The 25,588-nt window shown below is 37.2% G+C and carries 22 protein-coding genes; all 22 read right to left on the minus strand.

Going from position 1 to position 25,588, the window contains the following annotated elements; all coding sequences use genetic code 11:
• Window positions 1-2: 2 nt before the first annotated feature.
• Entirely contained in the window at window positions 3-674 is a 672-nt protein-coding gene (locus ADF68_RS03915; protein WP_049548743.1) for a YggS family pyridoxal phosphate-dependent enzyme, read from the minus strand.
• Window positions 675-679: 5 nt separating this feature from the next.
• The gene (ftsZ, locus tag ADF68_RS03920) at window positions 680-1,936 is read right to left on the minus strand and encodes a cell division protein FtsZ (protein ID WP_049548722.1); all 1,257 of its coding nucleotides are present in this window, start codon (window positions 1,934-1,936) and stop codon (window positions 680-682) included.
• A 17-nt stretch (window positions 1,937-1,953) separates the two neighbouring features.
• Window positions 1,954-3,327, minus strand: a complete 1,374-nt coding sequence (gene ftsA, locus ADF68_RS03925) for a cell division protein FtsA (protein ID WP_049548723.1) — start codon at window positions 3,325-3,327, stop codon at window positions 1,954-1,956.
• A gap of 526 nt (window positions 3,328-3,853) precedes the next feature.
• The gene (gene rfbD, locus ADF68_RS03930) at window positions 3,854-4,708 is read right to left on the minus strand and encodes a dTDP-4-dehydrorhamnose reductase (protein ID WP_049548724.1); all 855 of its coding nucleotides are present in this window, start codon (window positions 4,706-4,708) and stop codon (window positions 3,854-3,856) included.
• Between the two features lie 213 nt (window positions 4,709-4,921).
• Complete coding sequence (gene rfbB / locus ADF68_RS03935) at window positions 4,922-5,971, minus strand: dTDP-glucose 4,6-dehydratase (RefSeq protein ID WP_049548725.1); 1,050 nt, start codon at window positions 5,969-5,971, stop codon at window positions 4,922-4,924.
• Window positions 5,972-5,983: 12 nt separating this feature from the next.
• The gene (locus ADF68_RS03940) at window positions 5,984-6,577 is read right to left on the minus strand and encodes a dTDP-4-dehydrorhamnose 3,5-epimerase family protein (RefSeq protein WP_049548726.1); all 594 of its coding nucleotides are present in this window, start codon (window positions 6,575-6,577) and stop codon (window positions 5,984-5,986) included.
• Window positions 6,578-7,447, minus strand: a complete 870-nt coding sequence (rfbA, locus tag ADF68_RS03945; protein WP_049548727.1) for a glucose-1-phosphate thymidylyltransferase RfbA — start codon at window positions 7,445-7,447, stop codon at window positions 6,578-6,580.
• A gap of 56 nt (window positions 7,448-7,503) precedes the next feature.
• Window positions 7,504-8,604 carry a UDP-galactopyranose mutase gene (gene glf, locus ADF68_RS03950; protein ID WP_049548728.1) on the minus strand — a complete coding sequence of 367 codons (1,101 nt, stop codon included), beginning with the start codon at window positions 8,602-8,604 and terminating at the stop codon, window positions 7,504-7,506.
• Window positions 8,605-8,625: 21 nt separating this feature from the next.
• A complete protein-coding gene (locus tag ADF68_RS03955) occupies window positions 8,626-9,624 on the minus strand; it encodes an acyltransferase (RefSeq protein WP_049548729.1) in 999 nt (332 codons plus the stop codon).
• A complete protein-coding gene (locus ADF68_RS03960; RefSeq protein ID WP_049548730.1) occupies window positions 9,621-11,042 on the minus strand; it encodes a flippase in 1,422 nt (473 codons plus the stop codon). The genes ADF68_RS03955 and ADF68_RS03960 overlap by 4 nt, the downstream gene beginning before the upstream one ends.
• 49 nt (window positions 11,043-11,091) lie before the next feature.
• Window positions 11,092-12,258, minus strand: coding sequence for a hypothetical protein (locus ADF68_RS03965; protein ID WP_049548731.1), 1,167 nt, complete (start codon window positions 12,256-12,258; stop codon window positions 11,092-11,094).
• A 124-nt stretch (window positions 12,259-12,382) separates the two neighbouring features.
• A complete protein-coding gene (locus tag ADF68_RS03970; protein WP_049548732.1) occupies window positions 12,383-13,411 on the minus strand; it encodes a glycosyltransferase family 2 protein in 1,029 nt (342 codons plus the stop codon).
• Between the two features lie 13 nt (window positions 13,412-13,424).
• A complete protein-coding gene (locus ADF68_RS03975) occupies window positions 13,425-14,402 on the minus strand; it encodes a glycosyltransferase family 2 protein (RefSeq protein WP_049548733.1) in 978 nt (325 codons plus the stop codon).
• Window positions 14,403-14,420: 18 nt separating this feature from the next.
• Complete coding sequence (locus ADF68_RS03980) at window positions 14,421-15,422, minus strand: Stealth CR1 domain-containing protein (RefSeq protein WP_049548734.1); 1,002 nt, start codon at window positions 15,420-15,422, stop codon at window positions 14,421-14,423.
• Window positions 15,423-15,463: 41 nt separating this feature from the next.
• Window positions 15,464-16,618 carry a glycosyltransferase family 4 protein gene (locus tag ADF68_RS03985; protein ID WP_049548735.1) on the minus strand — a complete coding sequence of 385 codons (1,155 nt, stop codon included), beginning with the start codon at window positions 16,616-16,618 and terminating at the stop codon, window positions 15,464-15,466.
• 2 nt (window positions 16,619-16,620) lie between these two features.
• Window positions 16,621-17,793 (minus strand): beta 1-4 rhamnosyltransferase Cps2T, encoded by a 1,173-nt coding sequence (cps2T, locus tag ADF68_RS03990; protein WP_049548736.1) that lies wholly within the window; start codon window positions 17,791-17,793, stop codon window positions 16,621-16,623.
• 30 nt (window positions 17,794-17,823) lie between these two features.
• Entirely contained in the window at window positions 17,824-19,194 is a 1,371-nt protein-coding gene (locus ADF68_RS03995; protein ID WP_049548737.1) for a sugar transferase, read from the minus strand.
• A gap of 15 nt (window positions 19,195-19,209) precedes the next feature.
• Window positions 19,210-19,899 carry a tyrosine-protein kinase gene (locus tag ADF68_RS04000; RefSeq protein WP_049548738.1) on the minus strand — a complete coding sequence of 230 codons (690 nt, stop codon included), beginning with the start codon at window positions 19,897-19,899 and terminating at the stop codon, window positions 19,210-19,212.
• A gap of 10 nt (window positions 19,900-19,909) precedes the next feature.
• Window positions 19,910-20,602, minus strand: a complete 693-nt coding sequence (locus ADF68_RS04005; protein WP_049548739.1) for a CspC family polysaccharide chain length determinant protein — start codon at window positions 20,600-20,602, stop codon at window positions 19,910-19,912.
• A gap of 8 nt (window positions 20,603-20,610) precedes the next feature.
• Window positions 20,611-21,342 (minus strand): capsular polysaccharide biosynthesis protein Cps4B, encoded by a 732-nt coding sequence (gene cps4B, locus ADF68_RS04010; protein WP_049548740.1) that lies wholly within the window; start codon window positions 21,340-21,342, stop codon window positions 20,611-20,613.
• A gap of 1 nt (window position 21,343) precedes the next feature.
• Window positions 21,344-22,789 (minus strand): LCP family protein, encoded by a 1,446-nt coding sequence (locus ADF68_RS04015; protein ID WP_049548741.1) that lies wholly within the window; start codon window positions 22,787-22,789, stop codon window positions 21,344-21,346.
• 498 nt (window positions 22,790-23,287) lie between these two features.
• On the minus strand, window positions 23,288-25,246 hold the full coding sequence (locus ADF68_RS04020; protein ID WP_049548742.1) for a peptide ABC transporter substrate-binding protein: 1,959 nt from the start codon (window positions 25,244-25,246) through the stop codon (window positions 23,288-23,290).
• Window positions 25,247-25,588 lie beyond the last annotated feature (342 nt).

A 25,588-nucleotide genomic window follows, 5' to 3' on the forward strand; every position in this document is an offset into this window, starting at 1 on the left:
TCCTACTTAAAAAATGCTGTGCCGATTCGAACGAAAGTTGAACCACATTGAATCGCTTCTTTGAAGTCACGACTCATTCCCATACTGAGTTCTGTCATCGGCATATTTGGGAGATATTTCCCCTGAATGGTTTTTTGCAGTTCTTGCGTTTCTTTAAATATCTCTAGTAACTCTTGACTAGTTGCTTCAAATGGAGCCATGGTCATCAGTCCCACATACTCAATCTGGTCTAATTCTGAAAGTTCTGGTAAGAGGGCTAACAATTCTTCTTTCGAAAAACCGTGCTTGCTCTCTTCCTTAGAAATATTTACTTGCAAAAAGCACTTAATCTTGTGGTCTGCTCGTTTTTGAATTTCCTGAGCTAGCTTTAAGGAATCTAAAGCATGAAAATAATCCACATAAGAAATCACTTCCTTGACTTTACGTCTCTGTAAGGTTCCTATCAAATGCCAAGTAAGATTTTTATCACTCAAGGCATGATACTTGTCAAGAAATTTATCAACACGGTTCTCACCGATGTGTTGCACTCCTTGCGAAACCAAAGCAGAGGCCGTTTCAACATCTACATATTTGGTCACCGCAATCACAGAAACCGAATCGTTTTGACGATCGGCTTCCTGAACTGCATTCGATATCTGTTGAAAAACAAGGTTCGTATTTTCTTTTAAATTCATCTTCATTAACGATTTTTAAAGAATGGTGGAGTTTCCAACTCATCTTCATCTGTTGCGGCTGGAACCTCAAAACGTTCTACAGGAGAAACAACTGGATCTCCTTGGCGAACAATGGCATCACGTCTCAAGTCCCAGTCACCAAAGGCTGATGTCTTTGGTGCTTCTGGGCGACGATGACTTGGAGTTGGTAACTCTACTGTATCAGCCATATCAAAATTGCGATCATATGTATGTGTATGGCTAGTTCTAGCAGGTTCACGGTAGGCTGCTTGGCGTGGTTGAGCAGTTACAACTTTCTCAACTTTGTCCTGACGTACTCCTGTCGCAACAACAGTCACGCGGATTTCGTCTTTCATAGTCTCATCAATAGATGTTCCAAGCCAGATGTTAACACCATGACCAGCTGCTTGGTTAACAATTTCTGATGCTTCCTCAGCTTCAATCAAAGTCAAGTCCAAACCACCAGTTACGTTAACGATAACATCCTCAGCACCATCGATAGTTGTTTCGAGAAGTGGAGAGTAGATTGCTTTACGAGCAGCTTCTACAACACGTTCTTCACCGCTACCAATACCAATTCCCATAAGGGCATTGCCTTTGTTAGCCATAACAGTCTTAACGTCTGCGAAGTCCAAGTTGATCAAACCAGGATTTGTGATCAAATCTGTAATCCCTTGTACACCTTGACGAAGAACGTTGTCTGCTTCACTCAATGCTTCAAGAAGTGGAGTTTTCTTGTCGACGATTTCTAGCAAATTATTGTTTGAGATAATCAAGAGTGTATCAACATGCTCACGAAGTTCGTTAATCCCTTCGATAGCAAATTGTCCACGTTTGCTTCCTTCAAAACCAAATGGACGAGTAACAACACCAACTGTCAAAGCACCGAGACTTTTTGCAATACGAGCGATAACTGGTGCAGCACCTGTACCAGAACCTCCACCCATACCAGCAGTGATGAAGACCATATCAGCACCGCTGATTGCTTCTGTCAATACTTCTTCGCTTTCTTCCGCAGCTTTACGACCAACTTCAGGTTGACCTCCTGCACCAAGTCCGCGAGTCAATTTAGGACCGAGCTGGATAACTGTCTCAGCTTTTGTACTGCTCAAAGCTTGCACATCTGTGTTAGCTGCGATAAATTCAACGCCAGAAACGCCTTCGTCAACCATACGGTTGATGGCATTTCCACCACCACCGCCGACACCGATTACTTTAATTACTGCACCTTGTGCTGCTGCTGTATCAAATGAAAATGTCATATTTATATTCCTCTATTTTATTCGTCAAACATGCTTCCAATCAAGCTACGGAAACGATCCGTTAATTTACCTTTGCTCTTTTCTTCTGATTGAAGAGGAGCTACTGGTTCAACAGATTGAGTTGTTTCAGGCTCAGAAGTTGTCACTGTATTAAATACTGGTCGTGGAGAAACAGGTGAAACTGGTTGAGCTGAATTTATAAAGTCAAGTGACTGGTGGCTTAAAGTATGTTCTCCTCGAATTGCTCGCTGAGCTAGAACATTCACTTCAGTAAGGCTTCCAGCGAATTCTGACAAGCTAATGACATGGGCAAAAGCAGGATTGCGGATCCCAACTTGATTTGGTACGAATAACTTAACACGGACTCCAAATACTTCTTGAGCCAATTCAACGACACCTGGAAGGAGGGCATTCCCACCAATCAAGGCAATACCTCCTGGCAAGTCTAATAGGTGACGTCTTTCCAAATCTTGCTTAATTTGCTCAAAAATGTGCTTAAGTCTAGCTGAAATAATCTCAGCCAAGTATTCTTCAGTTACTTCAACTGGTTCAACTTCACCGATTACTTCAACTTGGAAAGTTTCCTTGCTAGCTAGCGGTGGATAAGCTTCACCATAGTTCAATTTTAGACCTTCTGCAATTTTCTTAGAAGTCTTAAGAACTTTTGAAATGTCTTTTGTGACATAATCGCCACCCTCTTGGTTGACATTTGTATATTGAAGTTCTTGATTGCGAATAGTGGCAACAGTCGTTTGGCCACCACCCATGTCGATAACAGTCGCACCAAACTCACGTTCACCTTCATTCAAGACAGAGTGAACCATTGCAAGAGGTGAAATAATCACGTTATCGACTTGAATGCCTACACGCTCTACAGTTTTACGAAGATTATGGAGAATCGTACGTGGACCAGTGTACAAGAGACCGCGCATTTCCAAACGCACACCCATCATTCCGCGAGGATCACGAATTCCTTGGAATCCATCTACGACAAATTCCTCTGGAATAAAGGTGATAACTTCACGATCAGGAGTCATACTTTTAGTCAAAGCTGATTTAACCACATTTTCAACATCTTGATCTGTAATTTCTCTTGTATCTGATGTCACCGGAATCATGCCTTGAGTTGGCTCAACTTGTAGCAAATTAGCTGGCAAACCAACATTTACAGACTTGATTGAAATTCCTGCTTTTTCTTCTGCTTGAGAAATTGCAGACTTAATAGCAGTCGCTGCTGCTTCAATGTCAACGATAATCCCATCTTTGACACCTTTACTTTTGGCATTGCTTACGCCAATTACATTCACTTCACCATTTACAAGCTCTGCAACCAACACTTTAATAGAGCTAGTTCCAATATCTAAGCCTGTAAAAAAACCATTCCTAGTCATTACACTGCGTCCTCTCTATCTTACCAGTTTCACACTTCTATTTTTAATAGCTACACCAAGGCATAACTACTCACAGAATATTATAACACAAAAAATACATTCGTGCTCGAATTTTCTAACATTTAACCAAGCTTTTTCTTGAATTTTTATAATTATCCGACGATTTCATCGGTGGGTAAATAAAAAGAAAACGGCTGGGCAAACGCCCCCTTAAAATAAGAAAACGCATAATATCAGATGTTCAAAAAACTTGATACTATGCGTTTTATAACGGAAATATTTACTCAATTTATCTTCAAATTGAGTTTTTACCTCCTCCACCTTTTTATAAAATCACTGGAAAATTGGTCCTATTTTCCGCAACTGTCCAAAAGAAAATTCTATAAATCTATTTCCTAGTGCGAGTGTCTATCACACATAGTTCGACTTCTCTAATAAAACCATTTCATCCTTTAGCATGAGTGATAAGGCACTAATCCTAAAATATCTCTAGTTCAAAATATACTTTATAGCAATATTTCAACATTTATTTTTTAAGGTCTTGTTTGTAAAATTCTTTCAAGGCATCTTTCCAAGTTGGAATGACAAATCCAGTTGCTTTGGCTTTGGTCAAACTCATCGTTGAGTTTAGTGGACGTTTAGCTTTGGCAGGAAATTGGCTCGAGTCTACTGGCTTGACTTCGACATCTGTATCCTTCAAAATTTCAACCGCAAAGTCATACCAAGTTGTATCTTCTGTCGCATCATTTGACAAATGATAATAACCAAATTCCTTGCGGTTTTCAGCTAGGAAAGTCATGAACTCGGCCAAGGTACGTGTCCAGGTTGGTCGACCATGTTGATCATTTACAACTGTCAAGGTCTTATGAGTTTTAGCTAGATTTTGCATGGTAAAAACGAAGTTCTTGCCGTAATTTCCAAAAACCCAAGCAGTACGAATAATATAGTAGTTTGAAACGTGTTTCTCTACAAGTTCCTCTCCCATGCGCTTAGTACGACCATATTCAGTTTGAGGGTCTGGTTGATCATCCACTTCCCACTCTTGTCCAACTGGTTTCTTACCGTCAAAGACATAATCGGTAGAAATGTAGACTAGAGTTGCACAATGCTTTTCGGATGCTTTTGCGACATTCTCTGTCCCCGTAACATTAATGGCAAAATCCAGTTCTTTTCCTTCGTCCTCTGCTGCATCAACAGCTGTGTAGGCTGCACAATGGTAGACTAAAGTCGGTTTCACCTCTTCAAAAACTTTCTCAACCATTTCTGCATCGGTAATATCCATCTCAGCCACATCAACTGCAACGTATTCTTCATTACGCTCATCCAACAAATGACGAAGTTCAGTTCCTAATTGGCCATTTGCCCCTGTGATTAAAATCATTTTTCTTCCTTTCAACTGATTCATAATTCTTCCCTACAGCAATAGAGGTGGAACAAAAGATCCCGGCCTCATTTTTTATTAGCAATCAAACTTTGACGCGGTAGCTGATTGGACTTTTTGTTTGACTTTTAGACTTCAAAACTCCTAATCATCTTCGCGGGGCTGGGATTAGGAAATCGAGATTTTGTCTATCGATTTCTGTCCCACCGCCTTTTATTTTTCAAGAACCTCTTGTGTTTTAGCGTAGTTGGCTTCAACAGCTTCTTTTTCTCCCTGCCACCAATCTTGGTTATCTTTGTACCATTGAATGGTTTCTTTGAGACCTTGTTCAAAGTTGGTAAATTCAGGTTTCCAGCCCAACTCATCACGGAGCTTGCTTGCGTCAATCGCATAGCGAAGGTCATGTCCTGCACGGTCAGTAACATGATCATAGGCATCCTCAGCTTGTCCCATTTCCTTAAGGATAAGTTCTAAAACTTCCTTGTTGTTTTTCTCGCCATCAGCCCCAATCAAGTAGGTTTCACCAATTTGCCCTTTTGTCAAGATTGTCCAAACACCTGAAGAATGATCATTGGTATGAATCCAGTCACGAACATTCTTACCTTCACCGTAAAGTTTTGGCTTGATTCCACTTAAGATGTTAGTAATCTGACGTGGTATGAATTTTTCAATGTGTTGATAAGGACCGTAGTTATTTGAACAGTTAGAAATCGTTGCCTTGACACCAAACGATCGTACCCAGGCTTTGACAATCAAATCTGAAGCAGCCTTAGTTGATGAGTACGGAGAGCTTGGGTTGTATTTTGTTTCAGCAGTAAATTTCTCACCTGGTCCTTCACCATGACCTGGCAAATCCTCACGTAGAGGGAGATCACCATAAACCTCGTCTGTAGATACATGGTGGAAACGAAGATCGTATTTACGTGCTGCTTCCAAAAGAGTATAGGTTCCAATAAAATTAGTATGGATAAATGGCGATGGATCATTCAGCGAATTATCATTGTGACTCTCAGCAGCATAGTGAACGATAGCATCTGCTTGAGCTGCCAACTTGTCTACCAACTCTGCATCCGCAATGTCCCCAACAACTAACTCAACACGATCACCTAAAATTTCCTCAATATTAGCGCGGTTCCCAGCATAAGTCAATTTGTCTAATACTGTCACATGAACATCTGGAAAATTCTTGTAAACATAGTGGACAAAGTTGGAACCGATAAAACCAGCTCCACCTGTCACGATAATTTTTTTGTATTTAGTCATATTCTTTCCTTTTTACAAATCTTCTTTTTTCAAAGGTTTTACATCCTTAAGTAGTGGATGATTTTTATCTGCATCTGAAACCTCTGCTTCTGCAAGATTTTCCCATTCAATGCCAAGGCTTGGATCAGCATAGTTTACAAAGGCATACTTAGGTTTGAGTTCAAGAGCCCAGTAGTCATTGACCAAATAACTATAAGAAACTGTATCTGATAGGACTTGGAAACCATTGGCCACACCTCTAGGAACAAAGATTCCCTTACTTGCATCAATTACTGTTTGATAGGTATTTCCGAAAGTTTCGCCCTCGCGTAGATCAACCCAAGAACCCAGAACTTTCCCACCATCTGCTACAGAGATGTACTTATCCCAAGGTTCTGCGTGGAGGCCACGGAGAACATTTTTACGTGAGAAGGATACATTGTTTTGCAATTTTCCTTCTGCAAAGAAAGACTCTGGAAATCCAAATGGGAGCATTTTTTCCTTTTGGAAATTTTCTTTAAACCAGCCACGATTATCGCCATGAATAGGGATATCAAACTCCAACATACCTGGAATTGCATCAACCTTGCGTGCTGCAAGCGTCTTTCCGAAAAAATTATCTGTCATCTATGCTTCTCCAATCAAACGGAGCAAATACTGCCCGTATTCATTTTTCTTAAGTGGTTGGGCTAAAGCCAATACATCTTCGCGACTGATATAGCCCATGCGGTAAGCAATTTCTTCCAAGTTTGCAACTTGAACATTTTGCATCCGTTGCACTGTTTCAATGTACTGTGAAGCCTCTAGTAAACTTTCATGAGTTCCAGTATCTAGCCAAGCAAAACCACGTCCCATAACCTCAACAGATAGATCTCCACGATCTAGATAAGCCTTGTTAACGTCTGTAATTTCCAATTCACCACGCGGGCTTGGTTTAATACTTTTAGCAATTTCTACTACATCATTATCGTAGAAATAGAGACCTGTAACTGCATAATTTGAACGTGGATGCTCTGGCTTTTCTTCGATAGAAATAGCGTTCATATCCTTGTCAAACTCAACCACACCAAAGCGCTCTGGATCCTTCACATGGTAGCCAAACACAGTTGCACCCAACTCCTTACTAGCCGCCTTTTGTAACATCTTAGAAAGGCCAGGACCATGATAGATATTGTCGCCTAAGATTAGAGCAACGCTGTCATCGCCAATAAACTCTTCCCCAATGATAAAGGCTTGTGCCAAACCATCTGGACTCGGTTGCTCTGCATAAGACAATTGAATCCCAAACTCAGATCCATCTTGAAGAAGCTCTTTAAAACGAGGCAAATCTTGAGGAGTTGAGATAATCAAAATATCTCTAATCCCAGCCAACATCAATGTTGAAAGTGGGTAGTAAATCATCGGTTTATCATAAACCGGCATAAGTTGTTTTGATGCAGCTCGAGTCAAAGGATATAAACGTGTCCCCGAACCACCTGCTAGAATAATACCTTTCATAGCTGGGTACCTTTCTTTGTTGATGTACAATAATCAAATTGTTAAAAATGCAAGTTTCAGTAACCAAACTCTTCTGTTACTACACTAAGTGCACGTTCAATAACAACATGCATATCATAATATTTATAGTCTGCCAAACGTCCACAGAAGATAACCTTGTCATTTTTGGCCGCTTCTTCTTGGTATTTAGCAAACATGGCATTGTTTTTTTCATCATTAATTGGATAGTATGGTTCATCTCCACGTTTCCAATCAGCAGGATATTCACGGGTTATAACTGTCTTTGGTTGAGTACCATACTCGAAGTGCTTGTGCTCAATGATACGAGTGTAAGGAATCTCACGTTCTGTATAGTTAACCACTGCATTCCCTTGATGGTTTTCCTCATCCAAAACTTCATGTTCGAATCGAAGACTGCGATATTCCAATTCACCATGCTTGTAGTCAAAGTATTGGTCAATCATTCCTGTGAAGACAACTTTTTTAGTTGATGCTTCGAGTTCTTCCCGATTGGCAAAGAAGTCTACACCAAGCTCCACTTCAACATCACCAAGCATGTTTTCGATAATGACATTATAACCACCGATTGGAATCCCTTGGTAACGGTCGTTAAAGTAGTTATTATCAAAGGTCAAACGCACTGGGAGGCGCTTGATGATAAATGGTGGAAGTTCTGTTGCAAAACGTCCCCATTGTTTTTCTGTGTAGCCCTTGATCAATTTTTCATAAATGTCCGGACCAATCAACTTGATAGCTTGTTCTTCCAAGTTCTTGGGCTCAACATCCTTCATATCCGCCGTTTGCTCCGCAATCTTGTCTTTGACTTCTTGTGGTGTCTTAGTTCCCCACATAGCGTAGAAGGTGTTCATGTTGAAAGGAAGATTGTAAAGACTGCCCTTGTAGTTGGCTACTGGTGAGTTGATATAGTTATTAAACTCAGCAAACTGGTTGACATAGTCCCAAACTTTTTTATTTGAAGTATGGAAAATGTGGGCACCGTACTTGTGAACGTTGATACCTTCAACGTTTTCACAGTAGATATTTCCACCGATGTGATCACGCTTGTCAATCACTTTTACTTTTTTTCCACGTTTTGTGGCTTCGTGTGCAAAGATTGCCCCTGACAAACCTGCACCAACGATAAGATAATCGTACATAGTTCACTCCTATTAAATAAATTATAATTTAACGATTCGATTTAAATAAGGGATTTTCAACAATATTCCAACCACAATGAAACTAATGCTTAATGTGAAGATGACAAAAAGGAAATGGGCTCCTGTAAAACTGAATCCCACTAGTTTCTCCCACACCTTCATAATATATGTATGTGTAACAAAAACTCCCATTGTTTGATTAGAAAGATTGATAATCCATCTGTTTTTATCTGTATTTAAATCAAACGTGAGTACCGTCAAAAAAGTTCCTAAACTTACAGCTTTCACAAGAATACTATCGTAAAAATATTCAGCAAAAAGATTATGATGAATATCCTTCGCTATCACAAACAAGATTAACGGTGAAGCAAATAGTAAAACTACGGTGATTACTTTCATCCAACTCTTAAAACATTTTTTAAGAATATCCAAGTTGAATTGAGCGAGAAAACCACCTAAAATATAATAGAAAAACCAAGTCCATAATCTAAACGTTTGTATAATATAAAACTGCACCGGAAATTGAACCAAATAATTTGTCAGTTCAAACATCAAACCAATAATTACTAGGAGAGTTAAAATAAGTAAATATTTATTTTTTGAATTTAGAAACTTTTTCAAAATAGGTAAACACAAGTAAATAATTATTAGAGCACCAAAAAACCAAAATTGAAAAAAATAACCTTTTTGTATCAAAGAGTCCAAAATTATTCTTATAGGATTTTCGGAAAAATTTCTCTTATATATCCAAATTATTAAAGACCAAATTGATACGGTTATAAAAATCCATTTTACTTTCTGCAGGATGTATGAATAGCTAATCTTATTCCTTCCCAATAGTAAATAGCCATTTACCATAAAAAATAGAGGAATTGAATAGGTACCTAAGTAATATAAATATGTCAAATAATTCCAAGAGCTAGTTCCTTTAAATCCTGATATTGTAGTATGGAGTAATACAACTCCTATACAAGCCATGATTTTAAGGAAATCTAGGTTTATATTCCGTATTTTCTTCATTTCGATCGTTTTCCTATCATTTGTTTTATTTCAACCATATTTACTACTCTAAGGCATATTACTGCGATAAGATAAATCAATCCGCCAAGCACCGCATAGACTAAAACATTTAGGGTTGGTGTCAAATGTAAAATCGATTTTATAAGTAACAATAAAGCATACATAACGGCTGAAGCCAAAAAAATCTTTGCCATTGCCCCCATAATCAGCACTTCTTTAAGATAAGTTCGTGTGAAGTAGAGTTGAATCCCCCATACCAAAGTTTCTGTCAACACTGACACAATCGCAGCTCCAATAAAGCCCAATTTGGGCAGGAAGATTAGGTTCAATCCGACACTGACAATGGCGGGAACAGTTGTCGAAATCATAAATTCTTTATTTTTATTATGAGGGATCAGAATTTGAATCCCCATGATATTGGTCCATCCGATAAAGAACATTCTAAAAATCATGATGGAAATGGCATAACGCGCATCCTGGAAATCCTTTCCTAGAAAGAACTGAACAAAGTCATCATTGACAATCAGCATGCCTGCAATAATCGGGAAAATGACCAAATTATAAATCAGGAAGGACATTTGATGCATCTTGTTAACAGCCTTGTGGTCACCTGAGGATAAGAGGCTCGATACACGAGGCAACATGACACTGCCCAGCGAGGTCACCAAGGTCAACAAAATATTGACGAGTTTTAAGGCCTGGTCATAAATCCCCACATCCTTTGTAGAGGCGAGGGCTCCCAGCATGGTCCGGTCAAGGGTGACATAGAGGGAAATGGCAATCTGCGGTAAAAAGAGCAGAATGACTGGTTTCAAATGCACCCGTGCATAGGCCATATCAAAATGGGCTTTCCCAATGAACTCCCGAGCAGGTAGCCACATACTCAGCTGACCTAAGAGCTCAAAGATAGTTAGTAAAAATACATAGAGATAAAGATCATTGGCAGATTTGACAAACAAGAAGATGGAGATGACTCCAACCAGTTTGACTGTGATATTCCTAACCGTAATCTTGCGGAAGTCCTCTAACCCCTGAAAGAGCCAGGAAATGTCTAGTCCTTTAGAAATCAAGCTAAGTCCTAGGATATAAGCAACAGTGTTTTGCATAGAAGGAAGGGTCACACATAAAATAATATAGAGGATAAGGGATAAAATCGTAGCCCCCAACTGAAGGGTATAAATCCCCCAGAAATTTTTTTGGATGTCTTTCCAATGTCCCGAAATCTCCTTAGTCCCATAGTTGGCCACTCCTAGCGTCGCCAAAAGGATAAAATAGGTGACAATGGAATTGAAATAGCCGTAGGTCCCTAGATCATCTGAACTAAAAACACGTGTCACATAGGGAGTGGTGATAATCGGCAAGATGATCACCAGCAACTGGTAGGAGAGATTATAGGCGTAATTTTTTAACACTTTCATAAGGATGTAACTCGTCTTAATCTTTCTTTTTAACTGGACTTAACTCATTTTATTCAATTTTGTTATCTGGATTTATAATAAACAATCGACTGATGAATAAAATTAATGGAGAGTAGCGAAGAACCAACATTTGAGGATCAAACATTCCATGAATAATCATAATTCCTAAACAGGCAAGTACGATATCTTTTCTAATCGATACAAAATATCTCATAACTTTAGTAAGAGCAAACAACATGAAGGAACTGACTATCAATCCATCAATAACTAATAACTGAACAAAAGAGCTATCAATATAATTATAATTACTAGCGAAATTCCCAAATATATCTAACATAGAAAAAGAAATTCGTTGCCCAAACAAATGAACTCCAAAATTTTGAAAACCTTCTACACTAAGCCGTAGTCGATTGTGAGTGAATTTATCTACGAAGTGGAAGAGATTCCCAGATGAATAAAAACAAAAATACAAGATAATTGCTAAAGCTACAATAAAACCGTAATGCGCAAGTTCCTTTGACCAGAAATTTCCAATGATAAACTCTTTTTTAAAGATTTTAATACTAAACAAAGCATAGGTTAGTATCAAAATACTTAAGTAAAATGGACTGGATGTCGAAGTTTGTTGGTGCATGTAAATCGTAGCCAAAAATAAAGCCAGCAATTCCATGTAAGAAATCTTCTTCCCTCTAAACATAAGATAACTACATAGTGCAAAGAACATACGTTGTGAAGCAAATGATACATAATTAAAACCCAAACTAAAACGATAACCACCATCCGCACTCATAAACATATTGGTAATAATACCTTTTTGACTAGCATAAATTGTCAAACAAAGCACTAGGAATGTCGCCACAGAAAAAGTTCCTAATAATTTTCTAAAATCAATATCTCTAGCAGAAAAAACAAGAAATAGCACATTTATATTTAATATTCCATCACGATTTTTTGAAACTATAGACATCACTATAAAAAATACTAATACTATTAATAATTGTTTCCAATGAAATCTAAAATAATGTAGAGTTTTCGAAAAGTTTATCAACTCCTTTATTAATAGCAATAAAATAGTACAATAAAGTAGTATGCGATAAAATGATAGAAAACCGTCTAATCGAACAAAATAAGTGGTTGTGACTAATGAAGCGACAACAACCCACACAAATAGGGTAAATAAATAGATTTTTTCTGAAATAAACCGATTGTTTTTCACAAGTACTTTCCATTCCTTTCGATTATTGTATTAGAGAAAACCAAAATAATTCAAACGTAAGATAAATAGTAATAAGGTCAGTCATATATGTTGACTCTGTAAAAATTTCGAAATATTACACGAATCAATCTTTCCTAAACCTCTCATACCCCTTAATTTTATCCATTATCCGATTGTAAATTAAACATAATTTGTATTGTTTAAATCTCAACAACTTTCTAAATACAACATAACGACATCCAATGGAATAATCTAGTCTACTACTATTAAAAGCCTTTGAAAATTTATTATCTTCTATTGTGGTTTTCATCAATTTTGACGCTTTATTTAAAGAGTAGGTTCCATTTAACCAAAGTGGTCCAAAGTAACGATCAATAAAAATAGTCATTGCATTTAAGATGAACTTATCCTCTAGTAATTGTTTATCAGAATTATCAGGATAGATGGATAATATTTTTCTTACCTGATTCACAAATTCTACTTGACCGGCTAGATTTTTTTCGTTATAGAACATTAAACTATGCGTACCTGTTACAGTATAAAATTTTTCTGAACTAAGTAGTACATTATCTGCATAAGTAATAAAGTTAAAATTAAATAGCACATCTTCACTTACAGATAACTCTGTATTGAATCTTATCCTATTTTTATTAACTATCTCTGTTCTAAAGAACTTTCCTGCTACTCCAGGTTCAATGCCATATTCACCAATTCGTAACGAATTTTTAAAAACATTGATTTTCTTTTCAAAAGAAATTCCTGGTATATATAGATTTCTATCCAAATATTTAACATCTGTGAACAAGATATCAAAATTATTTTCTATACTTGAAAAAATATCTAAAAAGTTCTCTTCAAAAAGATCATCACTATCAACAAAACTGATAAATGCCCCTGATACCATATCCAATGCTGTGTTTCTAGCTTGACTTACACCACCGTGGTTATTTCGTATAATAATCAAATTATCAAAAACAGATTTATATTCTTCCAATATAGCAACAGTACTATCAGTTGAACCATCATCAACACAGATTATTTCCACAGAACTACTGTGTTGACCAATTGAAGCAATTAAACTATCCATCGTTTTTGCCAAGTATTCTGAAGAGTTAAAAGTTGGCATGATAAAGCTCAACAGTAATTCAGACATTTTTTACTCCTTATTAATAATTAGGATCCACTCGTTTCCCCATACGTTGAAAAACACCATCCCAAAAACCTTTCCAAATAATCGGGAAGTTCTGTTTTAAATGTCGATGGCGAATTGAAATCACAAGATGATGAGCAATTAGTATCAGCGGACTTAATTGACGAACCTTCCAATTCGTTCCATAACGTTTGTCAAAAATAATATTATTTCGAATTTTATAATAGTTTCGCCAATTATAAGGTTCTTCCTGTTTAACAACACTTGGATCTGTCTTCACTGCAAGTTGACGATGTAATTGTGCTTTAGTAGCAAACACAATTTCTGAATACTGTTGAAGGCGTTGTGCAAAATCTGAATCATCGTATTCAATAAAAAATCCACTATCAGGAATACCAACTTTACGAAGTAATGACATTTCAACTACAGGGCCTTCAAAGGGCATATCAACAACTTTTATAGCATCATCATTAAACGGACCATAAGTTACTGTTTTTCTCATTTCTGTCCAAAACTTATGATAATCATCAAAGTCAAAGTTAGTAATGGCTCTATCATCAAAATTTTCATCGGTACGATTCGGTATACCTACTTGAACACTTTGTAAAGCCATTTGTTCCATAATTTTTTCTAAACAATCAGGTTCAGGATAGACATCATCATCCATAATCCACACGTAATCGTAATCAAGTTTGGATATTAATTTAATACCATTGGCAAATCCGCCGGCTCCCCCAAGATTTTCATGATTATGATAATAATAAAAACGTCTTCCATCCTTCTCTGTTTCATACAGATGATTTTCTACTATTTCATTGCCTTTTGCATCAATGTAGCCTAAATCAATAAGTGTTTCTTCCGTATTGTCCGTAGCATTGTTATTAAAAATCAATACTCCAGAAACATTTTGCTGTTGATTTAAAATACCTTCTAGTGCCTTTTGAAGATATTTTGAGCGATTGTAAGTTACTACAAGGGCACAAACTGATTTCATATTTAACTCCTTATCAATCTATAATTCAAATGAACTTTTATCAGGAAACAGTTGATCCATCTCCTTTACAAAGTCCACCATTACTTTTTCTTCGTCTTGAATATTAAATCCATCATTGATACACATAATTTGGTATTTACCAGAATTCAATAAGCTCCAAAATTCTGGTCCTGCATTGTCCAAAGAAAAAAGACCTCCCAACTTAGGATTTCCAACTGCGTATTGCCCACTAGCAATTTGCCAATACTTAAAGAGCCATACATTAGTGTCGGAAGGATTTCGGAAACGGCTAGCTGAAGTTTTTTCTAAGATATCTTTTTCCTTTTCCCATACCCATTGCATTGTTGATTTTAACAGAGGATATGGCAAGTGGCTCTCCCAAAAGCCACAGATAAATTTACTATTTTTATATAGTAGCGATTTAACTATATTTTTTAATCCTTGCTTGGGATCAAAAAAATGTCCATTTTTTAAAATTTCATTTCGAGTAAAGTGGCTAGTAATAATTTCCATATCATTTATCTGAAAATTCCCTGTTCCATATCTCTCAGGAATAATCGGAGATAGAGCAGTATTATATCTAGGCAATCCTTCCTCTGAGAAGAAATCATCAGGTGATACGGGGGCGGTTAGATACATATCATCATTGAAAAAAACAAAATGCTCTGACAAACCTGGTATCCTATGAATGTTACTTTCAATTGGGTTAGCAGAAAAAACTGGTAAATAATCCTGACAAATAATATCTTTATGATCTACTATTACCAATTTTTCATTACTAATATTCAACCAATCTGGTCTTTGATTGTCTGTTACAAGATAAACTTTATTTACCCAAGGTGCAAATTTTTCCACCCCTCTAAACCAGTATTTAAAAGTTCCCCACTCACGGTAGGCCTTGACAGAATTCATACTTTTTTGGGATGTATCTACAGTCTCGGAATATTCAGCCTTCTTAGCTTGCCAAACAGGATCTCCCCCATCTACCCAAGTAACAACAAAATCTATTGAAAATTTCATACTACTCCCTTAATAATGTTTGATTATAATTATAATTATAATTATAAGTTACAGTTATCATACAACTCCGAAAAATGCCGAATATAACTTCCCAACGAAAAGAATTCTTTTTGGCGTTGGATAGATGCACTCCCAAACTGCTCTCTTTTCTCGGTATTGTCAGCCAATTCGTGAATAGCCTTAGACAATTCTTCAGGCTGATTCGGTGTAGCAAGAATTCCGTTTTCGCCTTCCTTCACCATCTCACAGACACCTCCATGACGGTAACCAACTACAGGCTTGCCACAGGCCATGGCTTCTAATACGACTGTTGGCAGTGGATCTGGATTGGTACTTGGCAAGACAAAGATATCAAACATATTATAAAGTTCTGTCGTCTTGCTATAATAGTCGATCCTCTTGATTTGTCCAGCAACTGGTAATTCTGAAATGGTTTTTTCCAACTCTTCCACGCGCCACTCTTCACCTTCAAATGCACTACCTGCTAAAAAGGCTACTGCTTTGGAATTGACCTGTAAGATTGGAGTCACAGCTTCTAGAAAATCGCCTTGCCCTTTCCAGGCATTCACTCGACCAACCATACCAATGACAAGCGCATCTTTTGCGATACCAAACTGCTCACGAACGGCACTAGCATCCATTTCACGATAGACGGCATTATCAACACCATTATAGATGACTTGAACTTGGTCATCTCTTACAAAGTGAGACTGCTTGACGTGGTTGGCTACAGCATTTGAAACCGTCACAATCTTCTCAGCATATCGTCCCATCAAAAAATTGATAAAATCTGAGATTGCTTTTGGTTTTACGATAATTTCATGTACATGCCAAATCAAAGGAAGTTTCAACTTACGTTTAAGATAAATTCCTTCAAGTACCGCAGTGGTATTATTATGAATGAGAGTAATTCCGTTTTCCTTAGCATATTCAGCGATTTGCTTTGAATAACGGTTATATGAGCCAAAATACTCAAGAATTCCCTTAGGATTAAAATATTTACGGCGCAAGATTGGATAATCGATAATTTTAACTTTAGCACCAACCTTTTTCAATGCACCTACTAAGACACCATCATTGGGCAAAATAATGTGTACTTCAAATTCGTCTTTATTCAAGCCTTTAATAAGCTCCAACAAAACCTTGTCAGCACCATACATTTCGGCACCAGCGTGGAGATATAAAATTTTCTGCATTTCTAACCTATAAATAATTTCTCGTAGTCTGTAACAATCTTTTCCCAAGTGAAATAATCCGCAATTCTCTGATTTGATTGTCTATCTAACTCATCAATCATTTTTGCATCAAATTGTTCAACTTTCTCGATTACTTGGGAAAGCTCATCTTTTTTCCAATAGATCGCACTTTGCTCCCCAACTTCGCGGTTAAAACCAACATCGAGTAGTAGGTTCAACTTTGTTGACTCCAAAGCTTCAAGTAGCGAAGGATTGGTTCCTCCAACTTCATGTCCATGGAAGTAAGCATAGGCGTTTTCTCGAATATACTTCAGAAGTTCTTGGTCGTAGACTGTTCCAACAAATTTCACTCGTGGATCTTTATCAAATCCAGTACTTGCTAATAGCTGATTATAAAATTTATTCTGTTCTACATTTGTGATTAGGACAAAGTCCTTCTTAGAGTTGGATGCTAAAAAGCCACGAATCATAGATTCATAGTTATTCTCTGGAACAAATCGTCCTACAACAAGGTAATACTCATTTTCAGAGATATTTTTATCTTTAAACCAAGAACGTACTTTTTCGTCACTACTCTTTAATGTAGAGCGAGTTGTATCCGTTCCATAGGCGATATAGGTTGTCTTAGGTTGAAACTGTTTATAATCTTCTTGGATATACTTTTCAATATTCTTACTATCACAAACTAAAAGATCAGCATGTTTGACCATTAGACCTTCAGAAATTTTCCAGTAGCGACGAACTGGGGCGCTCCACTTAGCCCGCAACCACTCATGACCATCCGGATTGACCAGAAGGGTCCCACCTAGCGCCTGGATTTTTTTCTTAATACCTCGGATAAATGGTCCAATGCGGCAGGCTAAGATATAGAAAACGGGAGCTTCATCCTTATTTTCTTTGGCAATTTCAATAGCTTTGTTAATTGCCGCGACATCATATGCTATGGCTCGCGCTGGACCAATATTAGGAACATCGACGTTATAACAGATAGCACCGTTATGTTCAAAAACATCCTCAATAATCCCTGATTTTGCAGAGTTCTCACGCATACAAGCCACATAATATTGGATAGCCTTATCTTGTTGAAAGGCTGTTAATTTTTCAACAAAGGTTTCAAATCCCCCATACCTAGCAGGAATTCCTTTCGAACCAATGATATAAACTGACTTTTTCATTTCTCTCCTAATATGATGGACGTACAGAAATCACTTCGCTCCATCTCTCATAAATACAACTTTAACAGTTTTTAACAAAATTTCAATATCTTTCCAGATTGTCCAATTATCAATATAAGCCACATCTAGTTTTACAACATCGTCAAAATCGGTTATTTTACTTCGGCCACTAATTTGCCACAAGCCTGTAATACCAGGTTTAAAGCTAAGACGACGTTTTTGCTCAGGTGTGTACTTTTCATACTCATCTACAGTTGGTGGGCGTGTGCCGACCAGACTCATATCTCCTATAAAGACATTCCAAAACTGGGGTAACTCATCTAAACTGGTTTTACGAATAAAACGACCAATTTTTGTAACACGAGGATCATCGTCCATCTTAAACATTCCACCTTGCATCGTGTTCTGCCCCATAAAATCTTTTTTTCTCTGCTCTGCATCAACACACATTGATCTAAATTTATAAAAGGTAAAATGTCGACCATTTTTCCCTATACGAGTTTGAGCAAAAATAGCTGGTCCACCATCTTTACGAATCAAGGGGACCAAAAATAGACTAGCAATTCCACAAAGGAGCAACCCAACAATAGCTCCACAAATATCAAGGATTCGTTTGGCAATTATGTGACTTAGCTTGTAAAAATTTGTAGAAAATGTCACTACGTTCAAACCCGCCATCTCATGGATTTGTTTATCTCGACCTAAATTTTTATCGAAAGCATTTAAGGTAACTGTTACATCGATTCCCATTGTTTCAAACTGAGAAATAACAGCTCCAATATCATAGTCCTCACTTGGAAGATTGACAAAGACTTCATCCACCACTTCATGTGTCGCATAGCTCAGTAATTGCTCCTTTGGTACCACAATCACCTTTTCATGAGTGAACTCTGGCATGTCTAAAACGCTTACTGCAACCAATTTCCCTTGAACATCATTAGCTGTTAATAATCGATCCAATACTTTTTCGGTACGGGACATCGCCGTAATCAATAAAATATTACGACTTCCCTTCAAATTATGTTTGAAGATTCTCCAATATCTCTTCACAAAGAAACTGAGTAGATAATTCAAAACACTGTACAAGGAAAGCAAGTATACCATCCCTCGCCTTGAAATTACAAACTTTTCCTTCAAGAAAAAACTTGAAAAACTAATCAGCAGAGCATAAAAGATAATATATTTAATTGTTTCTACTAACTCCACATACTGACCACGTTTAAAAAAATCCTTACCGTATCCACTGATGTAGAAGGCAACAAAGTGAAGAAAAAACAGAACAAATACTGTATTTAAAACAATGTCAGTTTCTGAAATTGCAATCAGTACATAAGCTAATAAACTAACAAGTATACTCTGCAAGAGGGCCAGAGTTATATTGTAGAGGCCTCTTCCTTCCATACTGAACTCCCTATCTTATTTTTTTCTTTTACCATAAGAACCGTAAGTTCCATAAGATCCATATTTTTCTCGTTTAACATCAAATTTATTTAAAACAACACCCAAAAATAGGATCCCTGTTTGTTCTAACTGAACCTTAGCTTTTTGAATATCTCTTCTTTTTGTTCCGCCAGCTTCTGTAACCAAAATGGATGCATCACATTTTTGAACAATAATCGCTGCATCAATTACAACTCCGATTGGGGCTGTATCAACAATAATATAATCAAAATATTTTCGTAGTGTTTCAATCATCAATTCAAAATTGGTACTTTGAAGAAGAGCTGTTGGATTTGGAGAAGGTGACCCTGATTGGATCATAAATAAATTATCAATGTTTGTTTCACAAAGACCATGAGATAAGTCTTGCGTACCAGCAAGATAATCAGTTAAACCTGTGATTCGTTCTCTTGATTTGAATACTCCAGACATGACTGAGTTTCGAATGTCGGCATCAATCAATAGCGTCTTGTAGCCAGCACGCGCAAAAGCCCAAGCAACATTAGTAGCTGTTGTAGACTTTCCTTCGCTAGGGTCAACCGATGTAACGGCAATAACCTTTAAGTTATTCCCACTCAGTTGTATATTTGTACATAAAGCATTGTAGTACTCTTCTGCTTTTTTTACAGAGTTCAGTTTTTGTTGTGATAATTCTAACTTCGCCATAAGTTCTCCCTTACTTTAATTTATCCATGTCTGGAATGACTCCAAGGAGTGAAATTTCCATAACATCTTCGATATCTTCTGGACGTTTAATACGGTCATCGAATAGTTCAAGCAACAAGACCACTACAATCACTAATCCTGCACCTGCTACAACTCCCATAATGGTATTTCGACGAATATTTGGTGAAGACGGTCCAGTTGCTGGACGTGCTTCCTCCAAGGTAGTTACGTCAGAAACACGGGTGACCGCAATAATCTTTTGTGCCGCAACATCTCGAAGAGCATTTGCAATTCGACTTGCTTCGTCAGGTTTGTGATCACTAACTGAAATAGATACGATACGTGTATCTGCGGGAACCGTTACTTGAATCTTCTTAGCTAATATTTTCGCATTAATGTTTAAGCCAAGATCAGCAACTACTTTCTCTAGGACATCTTGGGAAAGAATGATCTCACGATAGTCCTTAACCAGGTAAGTTCCTGCTTGTAGATCTTGATTTGTCAATCCCGGTTTATCACTTTGGTTTCGATTAACTACATAGATCCGAGTTGTACTTCTATACTCAGGTTTAACAACAAAACTACTATATGCAAATGCAGCAGCTCCTGCTACGATGGCTACAAGAAGGATTAGCAGTTTCTTTTTCCATAGTGCCTTTAACAACTGAATAACATTGATTTCAATAGTATCTTTTTCTTTCATTATAACTCCTAAATAATTTGATCTTTAATGATTTTTTCTGGATTTAACATAAAGAGTTCCCGAGCTTTATCCAATCCATACTTTTTACTTACGATTTCGTAGGCTTCTTTCATATAAGGTGGACGACTATCCAGATTATGCATATCACTAGCAACTATATGAACCAAGTCTCGCTCCAAGAAATAGCGAGCACGTTTTTTCATGAATTTATAGGTATCTCCAAACAATTTTGGTTTAAGGATACTTGAACTATTAACTTGTGTATAGCAACCCATATTAATAAGCTCTTTAACCCTTTTTTCGTTGTTTTCCAAAGCATCGTAACGCTCTATATGAGCTATTACTGGAGTTATTCCTAGCATGAGCACATTGGTTAATGCATTATGGATTTCACGATAAGGGGTATTCATACTGAATTCTATCAAGGCATAACGGGTGCCATTTAGTTGTGGAATCTGCTGATTCTCTAATTTGTTTAAAGCATCACTGCTGTAATAAATCTCTGCTCCATACAAGATAGTTAAATCAGAAGCAACCTCTTTAGCCAACTCCTTGACAACTTTAAAATTTCTTAATATGTCCTCTTCTGGTGTTTCAAACATCCCCTTTCGACGATGGGAAGTCGAAACGATGGTACGGACTCCTTGAGCATAGGCTTCCTTCAGAAGCGCTATACTTTCTGTCTTATCCTTAGGACCATCATCTACATCAAAAACTATGTGTGAATGGATATCAATCATCTTATTTTCCTTCCATGATATCTTTAATTTCTGTTTTGAGTGTCTCTAAGCTATTTGGATCTACCTCTAGCATATAAAGACTGCTGTCAGGCATGGCATAGGAAGGAAGATCCATACGACCAGTTCCCTTTAGATCTCGAGTGATGACAGTATATTTCCCTCCACTTGCTAGTTGGGCGTTCACTAAGCTAACCATTGTTTCAGGTGGCATATTTGTTTGCACTGAATCTTGCAAACTTTGCATAATGCCATCAAAATTCTTCAAAGCTTCTGTTGAAGTTAGTTTTTGAATAATAGCAGAAATGACTTTCTGTTGATTGCGCCCACGGTCTCCATCACCGTTTGATAATGAATAACGCTCGCGCACAAATCCCAGAGCTTGTTCAGAGTCTAGATGAACATTACCAACAGGGAAATGATATTTGCCATGAAGCGAGGTGAATTCTTGGTCATTATAAACATCGACACCACCTAAAAGATCAATTAATTTCAAGAAGGAAGTGAAGTTGAGTCGTGCATAGTAATTTAGGTCAATTCCATAAAGATTTTCCAAAGTATGAATCGAAGCATCCACACCATAAATACCTGCATGGGTCAATTTATCATTTTGGTTATTGCCTCCATCAGCTATGGGCACATAAGCATCACGAGGGGTCGTTGTCAAGAGAATTTTCTTGGTTTCTTGATTGACCGTCATGATGATGTTGACATCTGAACGAGAAACGGAGCTAATCGGTCCGTATGTGTCAATACCACTAATATAGATATTAAAAGCCTTGTTTTGAGAAGACTTAGGTGCCTCAACAGTTTTGGTTAGTTCCTTGGTATAAATTTTCTTGATTTTTTTGGCGTGATCCGGATACTCTTGTTCAATCAGATTTTCAAAGACACTATTCAAAATAATTGCCTTGGTCTCTCCAGCTAAGAGACTCTTATAAGCCGCAAGGTAAGAAGAACTATCCTCAACCTTTAGGTCTTTATTCTGACTTGTCTTAATATCATCAAGCAGTTTTTTGATATTCTCCGCATCTGTTTTTGTCGGAGCTGTCACACTGGATAGTTGAGATACATTACCAATCTCACTATCCTCCAAAACTGCAACACTGATAGAGTAACTAGAATAGTTAGATGTTGCATTTAAATGATTGGCCAAACTAACGAACTGATGAACTCCAACCAAAGCTAGTGAGCTGGCTACAATAGATAGCAAGAGCATGATTAAAGTAAACTTCTTAGCTTTTCTATTTGATATTAAAAATAAAGCTACTAGCGCAATGAACACCATAATAGCTGCTAGAAGAAGATTGAAATAACTAACGGCTAAGATATGATATCTGAATATTAAAAACAGCAAAAAACAAGTAAGCACTATATATAGAAACAACAAAATAATATTGAAACTTTGCTGAAACTTGCTCGTTTTATTTTCTTTTAAACGTCTTCCCACCTTACACCTCTATTAATTATTTTATTTCTATTATATCACAAAGTAACACCGGATGCTATCAACACCTGAATTGCAACCGTTTTATTTTGCCTTAAAACCAAAATTATTATATTTCAATCATTAAATGCCTCATATCTTTTTTTGAAAGAAGACTTCTAACAAAAATACCAAGAGATAGAAATCGGTTGACAAGTTCTCAACACCGTACTCTCACACCCTAAAGCTTTCAATAATTACCAAGAAAGTCGAAGGTTTCAACTGGAGAAATTCAAATTTTTATAAAAATAGCCTTTTAGAGTCTCAAAAACAAAAAAACGACCCGCTATCGCAGTAAAGATTTATCGTTAATAAAAAGCAAGAGGCAGGGTAAAAGTCTTCAAAATAAAAAAATACATAGTATTAAGTGTTCAAAAAACTTGATACTATGCATTTTATAATTGAGAGCTTCACTCAATTTCATTTTTAAATTGAGTTTTTGCCCAACCTATCTTCTTAAACTTATTTCACGTGACTTTCAAAGTCTTTTTGACTCTTTTCGACAGAATTTTTACGTTCTTGTTCCCATTTAGACTTAGCTTCAGCAAATTGAGAGCTTGTAACAACATCTGTCTGCAATCTCATGTACTTGTAGTTGCTTCCAGTTCCTTTGATCCCAACTAGTGAGTAAGCACGTGTAAATGGTGTCACGCGTGTCACCGAAGCTCCACCACCGTTTGACACAACTGGGATTAGAAGAGAACTATCAATCAACCAAGCTTGTGCATCTGCGTAGTTTTCATAGCGTTTAGCTACGTCTGTATTTTCTGCATCTGCTGTTTTTAATTTTTGAGTAAATTGGTCCAAACCTAGACTAGTAATCTTACCGGTGTCCTTGCTTGGATCAAGTCCCAAAATCTTGAGATAGAATCCATCTTCAGCGTTGAAAGGATTGAGATAAGTTGATGGATCTTGGTAGTCAGCCGACCATCCATCCAAGTTCAAATCATAGTCATGATCAGCTGGCGTTGGTGCTTGAGCTGTTGCATTTGTATAATCATCTGTCGACAATTGGATAACATCAACCACTACATTTTCAGAACCAAGTGTTGATTCGATTGATTGTTTGATAGAGTTTGTTCCTGAAAGCAAGGTCTTGTTTACTTGATCTACAGGCAAGTCCAAATGAATTGGGAAGGTCACACCTTGGGCTTCTAATTCTTTTTTAGCTTCTACAAACTTGGCTTGTGCTTTTTCTTTATTGAAATAACCATCTTGAGCATCTTCAATATTCATATTTGACCATTGTGTATCATAGTTGACCAATTTTGAAGCAACTGTTTCACCAAAAGTCTTGTCTCCAACTTGTACAAAAGTTGGCGGCACGAGCGAGTTACGAAGAGTGTTTTTAGCTGCTTCTTCACCATTTGATTGAGCTGAGTATGCTGTACGATCAATGGCGAAGTTAATTGCCTGACGGAAGTTTTTATTCGAAACTGCAGCTTGAGTTGCTTGCTTTTGCTCATCGCTTGTTTTTGCAGTATGGTTATAAGCACCACGGTTGACGTTAAAGTTATAGTACCAAGATGTTGCATCTTGCAAGCTATAAACGATATTGTCCTTGTACTTTTCCTTGGTCTTAGCGAAGTTTGAGCTATTTGGATAAACACCTGCAGATGAGTAAGCACCACTTTCAAAGTTACGGATTGTCAAGTCTTGGTCTGAACCATCAAAGTAGGCCAATTTCACCTTTTCAATCGTTACTTTTTCTTGATCATAGTAATGTGGGTTTTTCACATATTCGATAGAAGACTTAGATGTAAAATCTTTTAACAAATATGGTCCGCTATAAAGAATGCTATCTGGTTTCAGGGTTCCGAAGTCTTTACCTTTAGAAGCAAGGAATTCTTCGTTTACAGGGAACAAGATACTGTTAGTTGTCTTAGAGTTCCAGAATGACTCTGGACGAGTCAAGGTATATTGCACAGTATAGTCATCTAAGGCTTTGACACCAACATTTGAAAAGTCAGTATTTGCGCCTGTCACATAATCGTCCAAGCCCTTGATAGAGTTCTGAATCAAGTCTAGGGCTTGACCCTTGTTATCAGCAGCGTACTTGATACCAGTTACAAAGTCTTGTGCTTTAAGGGGAGCGTATTCTTCACCGTCAGCTGTAAACCACTTGGCATCTTGGCGAAGTTTGTAGGTATAAGTTAAACCATCCTTAGAAACACTCCAATCTTCTGCAAGGGCAGGAATAAGGTTTCCGTAGTTATCATTTTCAAGCAAACCATCAACCAAGTTGGTTACAATGGCAGTGTTATCACCAGAGTAGTCCAAGAGATAGTTGAAGGTTGTTGGATCTGCACCAAAGGTCGACGAGTATGTTTTACCGTCTGATGCTGACTGGCCACATGCTGCCAATAGGACCGCAGCAGCAAGTGTCAAACCTGCTCCTAATAAGCGTTTTTTCATGCTCATGATTCATTTCTCCTTGTATGTTAGATTTTATAACATGGCTATATTTTAACAAATTTTGTCCCAAAAGTAAAGTTATATACTTATTTGACATCTCATTGGAAATCAAAAACTGGCTCTATAATTTCTGTAGTGGGTAAATCCCCTATAGATATTATGGAGCCTATTTCGTTGTAGAAAAAAAGTCCCATAAGACCTATAATGAAAAGCAACCAAACCATCATTAGAAAGAATCTTATGGAACAATTAAATTTTATCACAAACTTACTCGGAATTAAAGACAAGAACATCATAATCTTGGATTATCTTGATGCTGGAACGCATAAAGAAATCATCGCTAAGCTA

The sequence above is a fragment of the Streptococcus pseudopneumoniae genome (genome assembly GCF_001068775.1).
GTDB classification, from domain to species: domain Bacteria; phylum Bacillota; class Bacilli; order Lactobacillales; family Streptococcaceae; genus Streptococcus; species Streptococcus pseudopneumoniae_N.

Excerpts from the sequence above, each read along its gene's own strand:
- ADF68_RS04005 (WP_049548739.1), bottom strand. The coding sequence starts at position 20,602 with ATGAAAGAAAAAGATACTATTGAAATCAATGTTATTCAGTTGTTAAAG.
- ADF68_RS04020 (WP_049548742.1), bottom strand. The coding sequence starts at position 25,246 with ATGAGCATGAAAAAACGCTTATTAGGAGCAGGTTTGACACTTGCTGCT.
- rfbD (WP_049548724.1), bottom strand. The coding sequence starts at position 4,708 with ATGATTTTAATCACAGGGGCAAATGGCCAATTAGGAACTGAACTTCGT.
- cps2T (WP_049548736.1), bottom strand. The coding sequence starts at position 17,793 with ATGAAAAAGTCAGTTTATATCATTGGTTCGAAAGGAATTCCTGCTAGG.
- ADF68_RS03985 (WP_049548735.1), bottom strand. The coding sequence starts at position 16,618 with ATGCAGAAAATTTTATATCTCCACGCTGGTGCCGAAATGTATGGTGCT.
- glf (WP_049548728.1), bottom strand. The coding sequence starts at position 8,604 with ATGTACGATTATCTTATCGTTGGTGCAGGTTTGTCAGGGGCAATCTTT.
- ADF68_RS03940 (WP_049548726.1), bottom strand. The coding sequence starts at position 6,577 with ATGACAGATAATTTTTTCGGAAAGACGCTTGCAGCACGCAAGGTTGAT.
- ADF68_RS03980 (WP_049548734.1), bottom strand. The coding sequence starts at position 15,422 with ATGAAATTTTCAATAGATTTTGTTGTTACTTGGGTAGATGGGGGAGAT.
- cps4B (WP_049548740.1), bottom strand. The coding sequence starts at position 21,342 with ATGATTGATATCCATTCACACATAGTTTTTGATGTAGATGATGGTCCT.
- ADF68_RS03975 (WP_049548733.1), bottom strand. The coding sequence starts at position 14,402 with ATGAAATCAGTTTGTGCCCTTGTAGTAACTTACAATCGCTCAAAATAT.
- ftsA (WP_049548723.1), bottom strand. The coding sequence starts at position 3,327 with ATGACTAGGAATGGTTTTTTTACAGGCTTAGATATTGGAACTAGCTCT.
- rfbB (WP_049548725.1), bottom strand. The coding sequence starts at position 5,971 with ATGACTAAATACAAAAAAATTATCGTGACAGGTGGAGCTGGTTTTATC.
- rfbA (WP_049548727.1), bottom strand. The coding sequence starts at position 7,447 with ATGAAAGGTATTATTCTAGCAGGTGGTTCGGGGACACGTTTATATCCT.
- ADF68_RS03995 (WP_049548737.1), bottom strand. The coding sequence starts at position 19,194 with ATGGAAGGAAGAGGCCTCTACAATATAACTCTGGCCCTCTTGCAGAGT.
- ADF68_RS03915 (WP_049548743.1), bottom strand. The coding sequence starts at position 674 with ATGAATTTAAAAGAAAATACGAACCTTGTTTTTCAACAGATATCGAAT.
- ADF68_RS03960 (WP_049548730.1), bottom strand. The coding sequence starts at position 11,042 with ATGAAAGTGTTAAAAAATTACGCCTATAATCTCTCCTACCAGTTGCTG.
- ADF68_RS04000 (WP_049548738.1), bottom strand. The coding sequence starts at position 19,899 with ATGGCGAAGTTAGAATTATCACAACAAAAACTGAACTCTGTAAAAAAA.
- ADF68_RS03970 (WP_049548732.1), bottom strand. The coding sequence starts at position 13,411 with ATGTCTGAATTACTGTTGAGCTTTATCATGCCAACTTTTAACTCTTCA.
- ftsZ (WP_049548722.1), bottom strand. The coding sequence starts at position 1,936 with ATGACATTTTCATTTGATACAGCAGCAGCACAAGGTGCAGTAATTAAA.
- ADF68_RS03955 (WP_049548729.1), bottom strand. The coding sequence starts at position 9,624 with ATGAAGAAAATACGGAATATAAACCTAGATTTCCTTAAAATCATGGCT.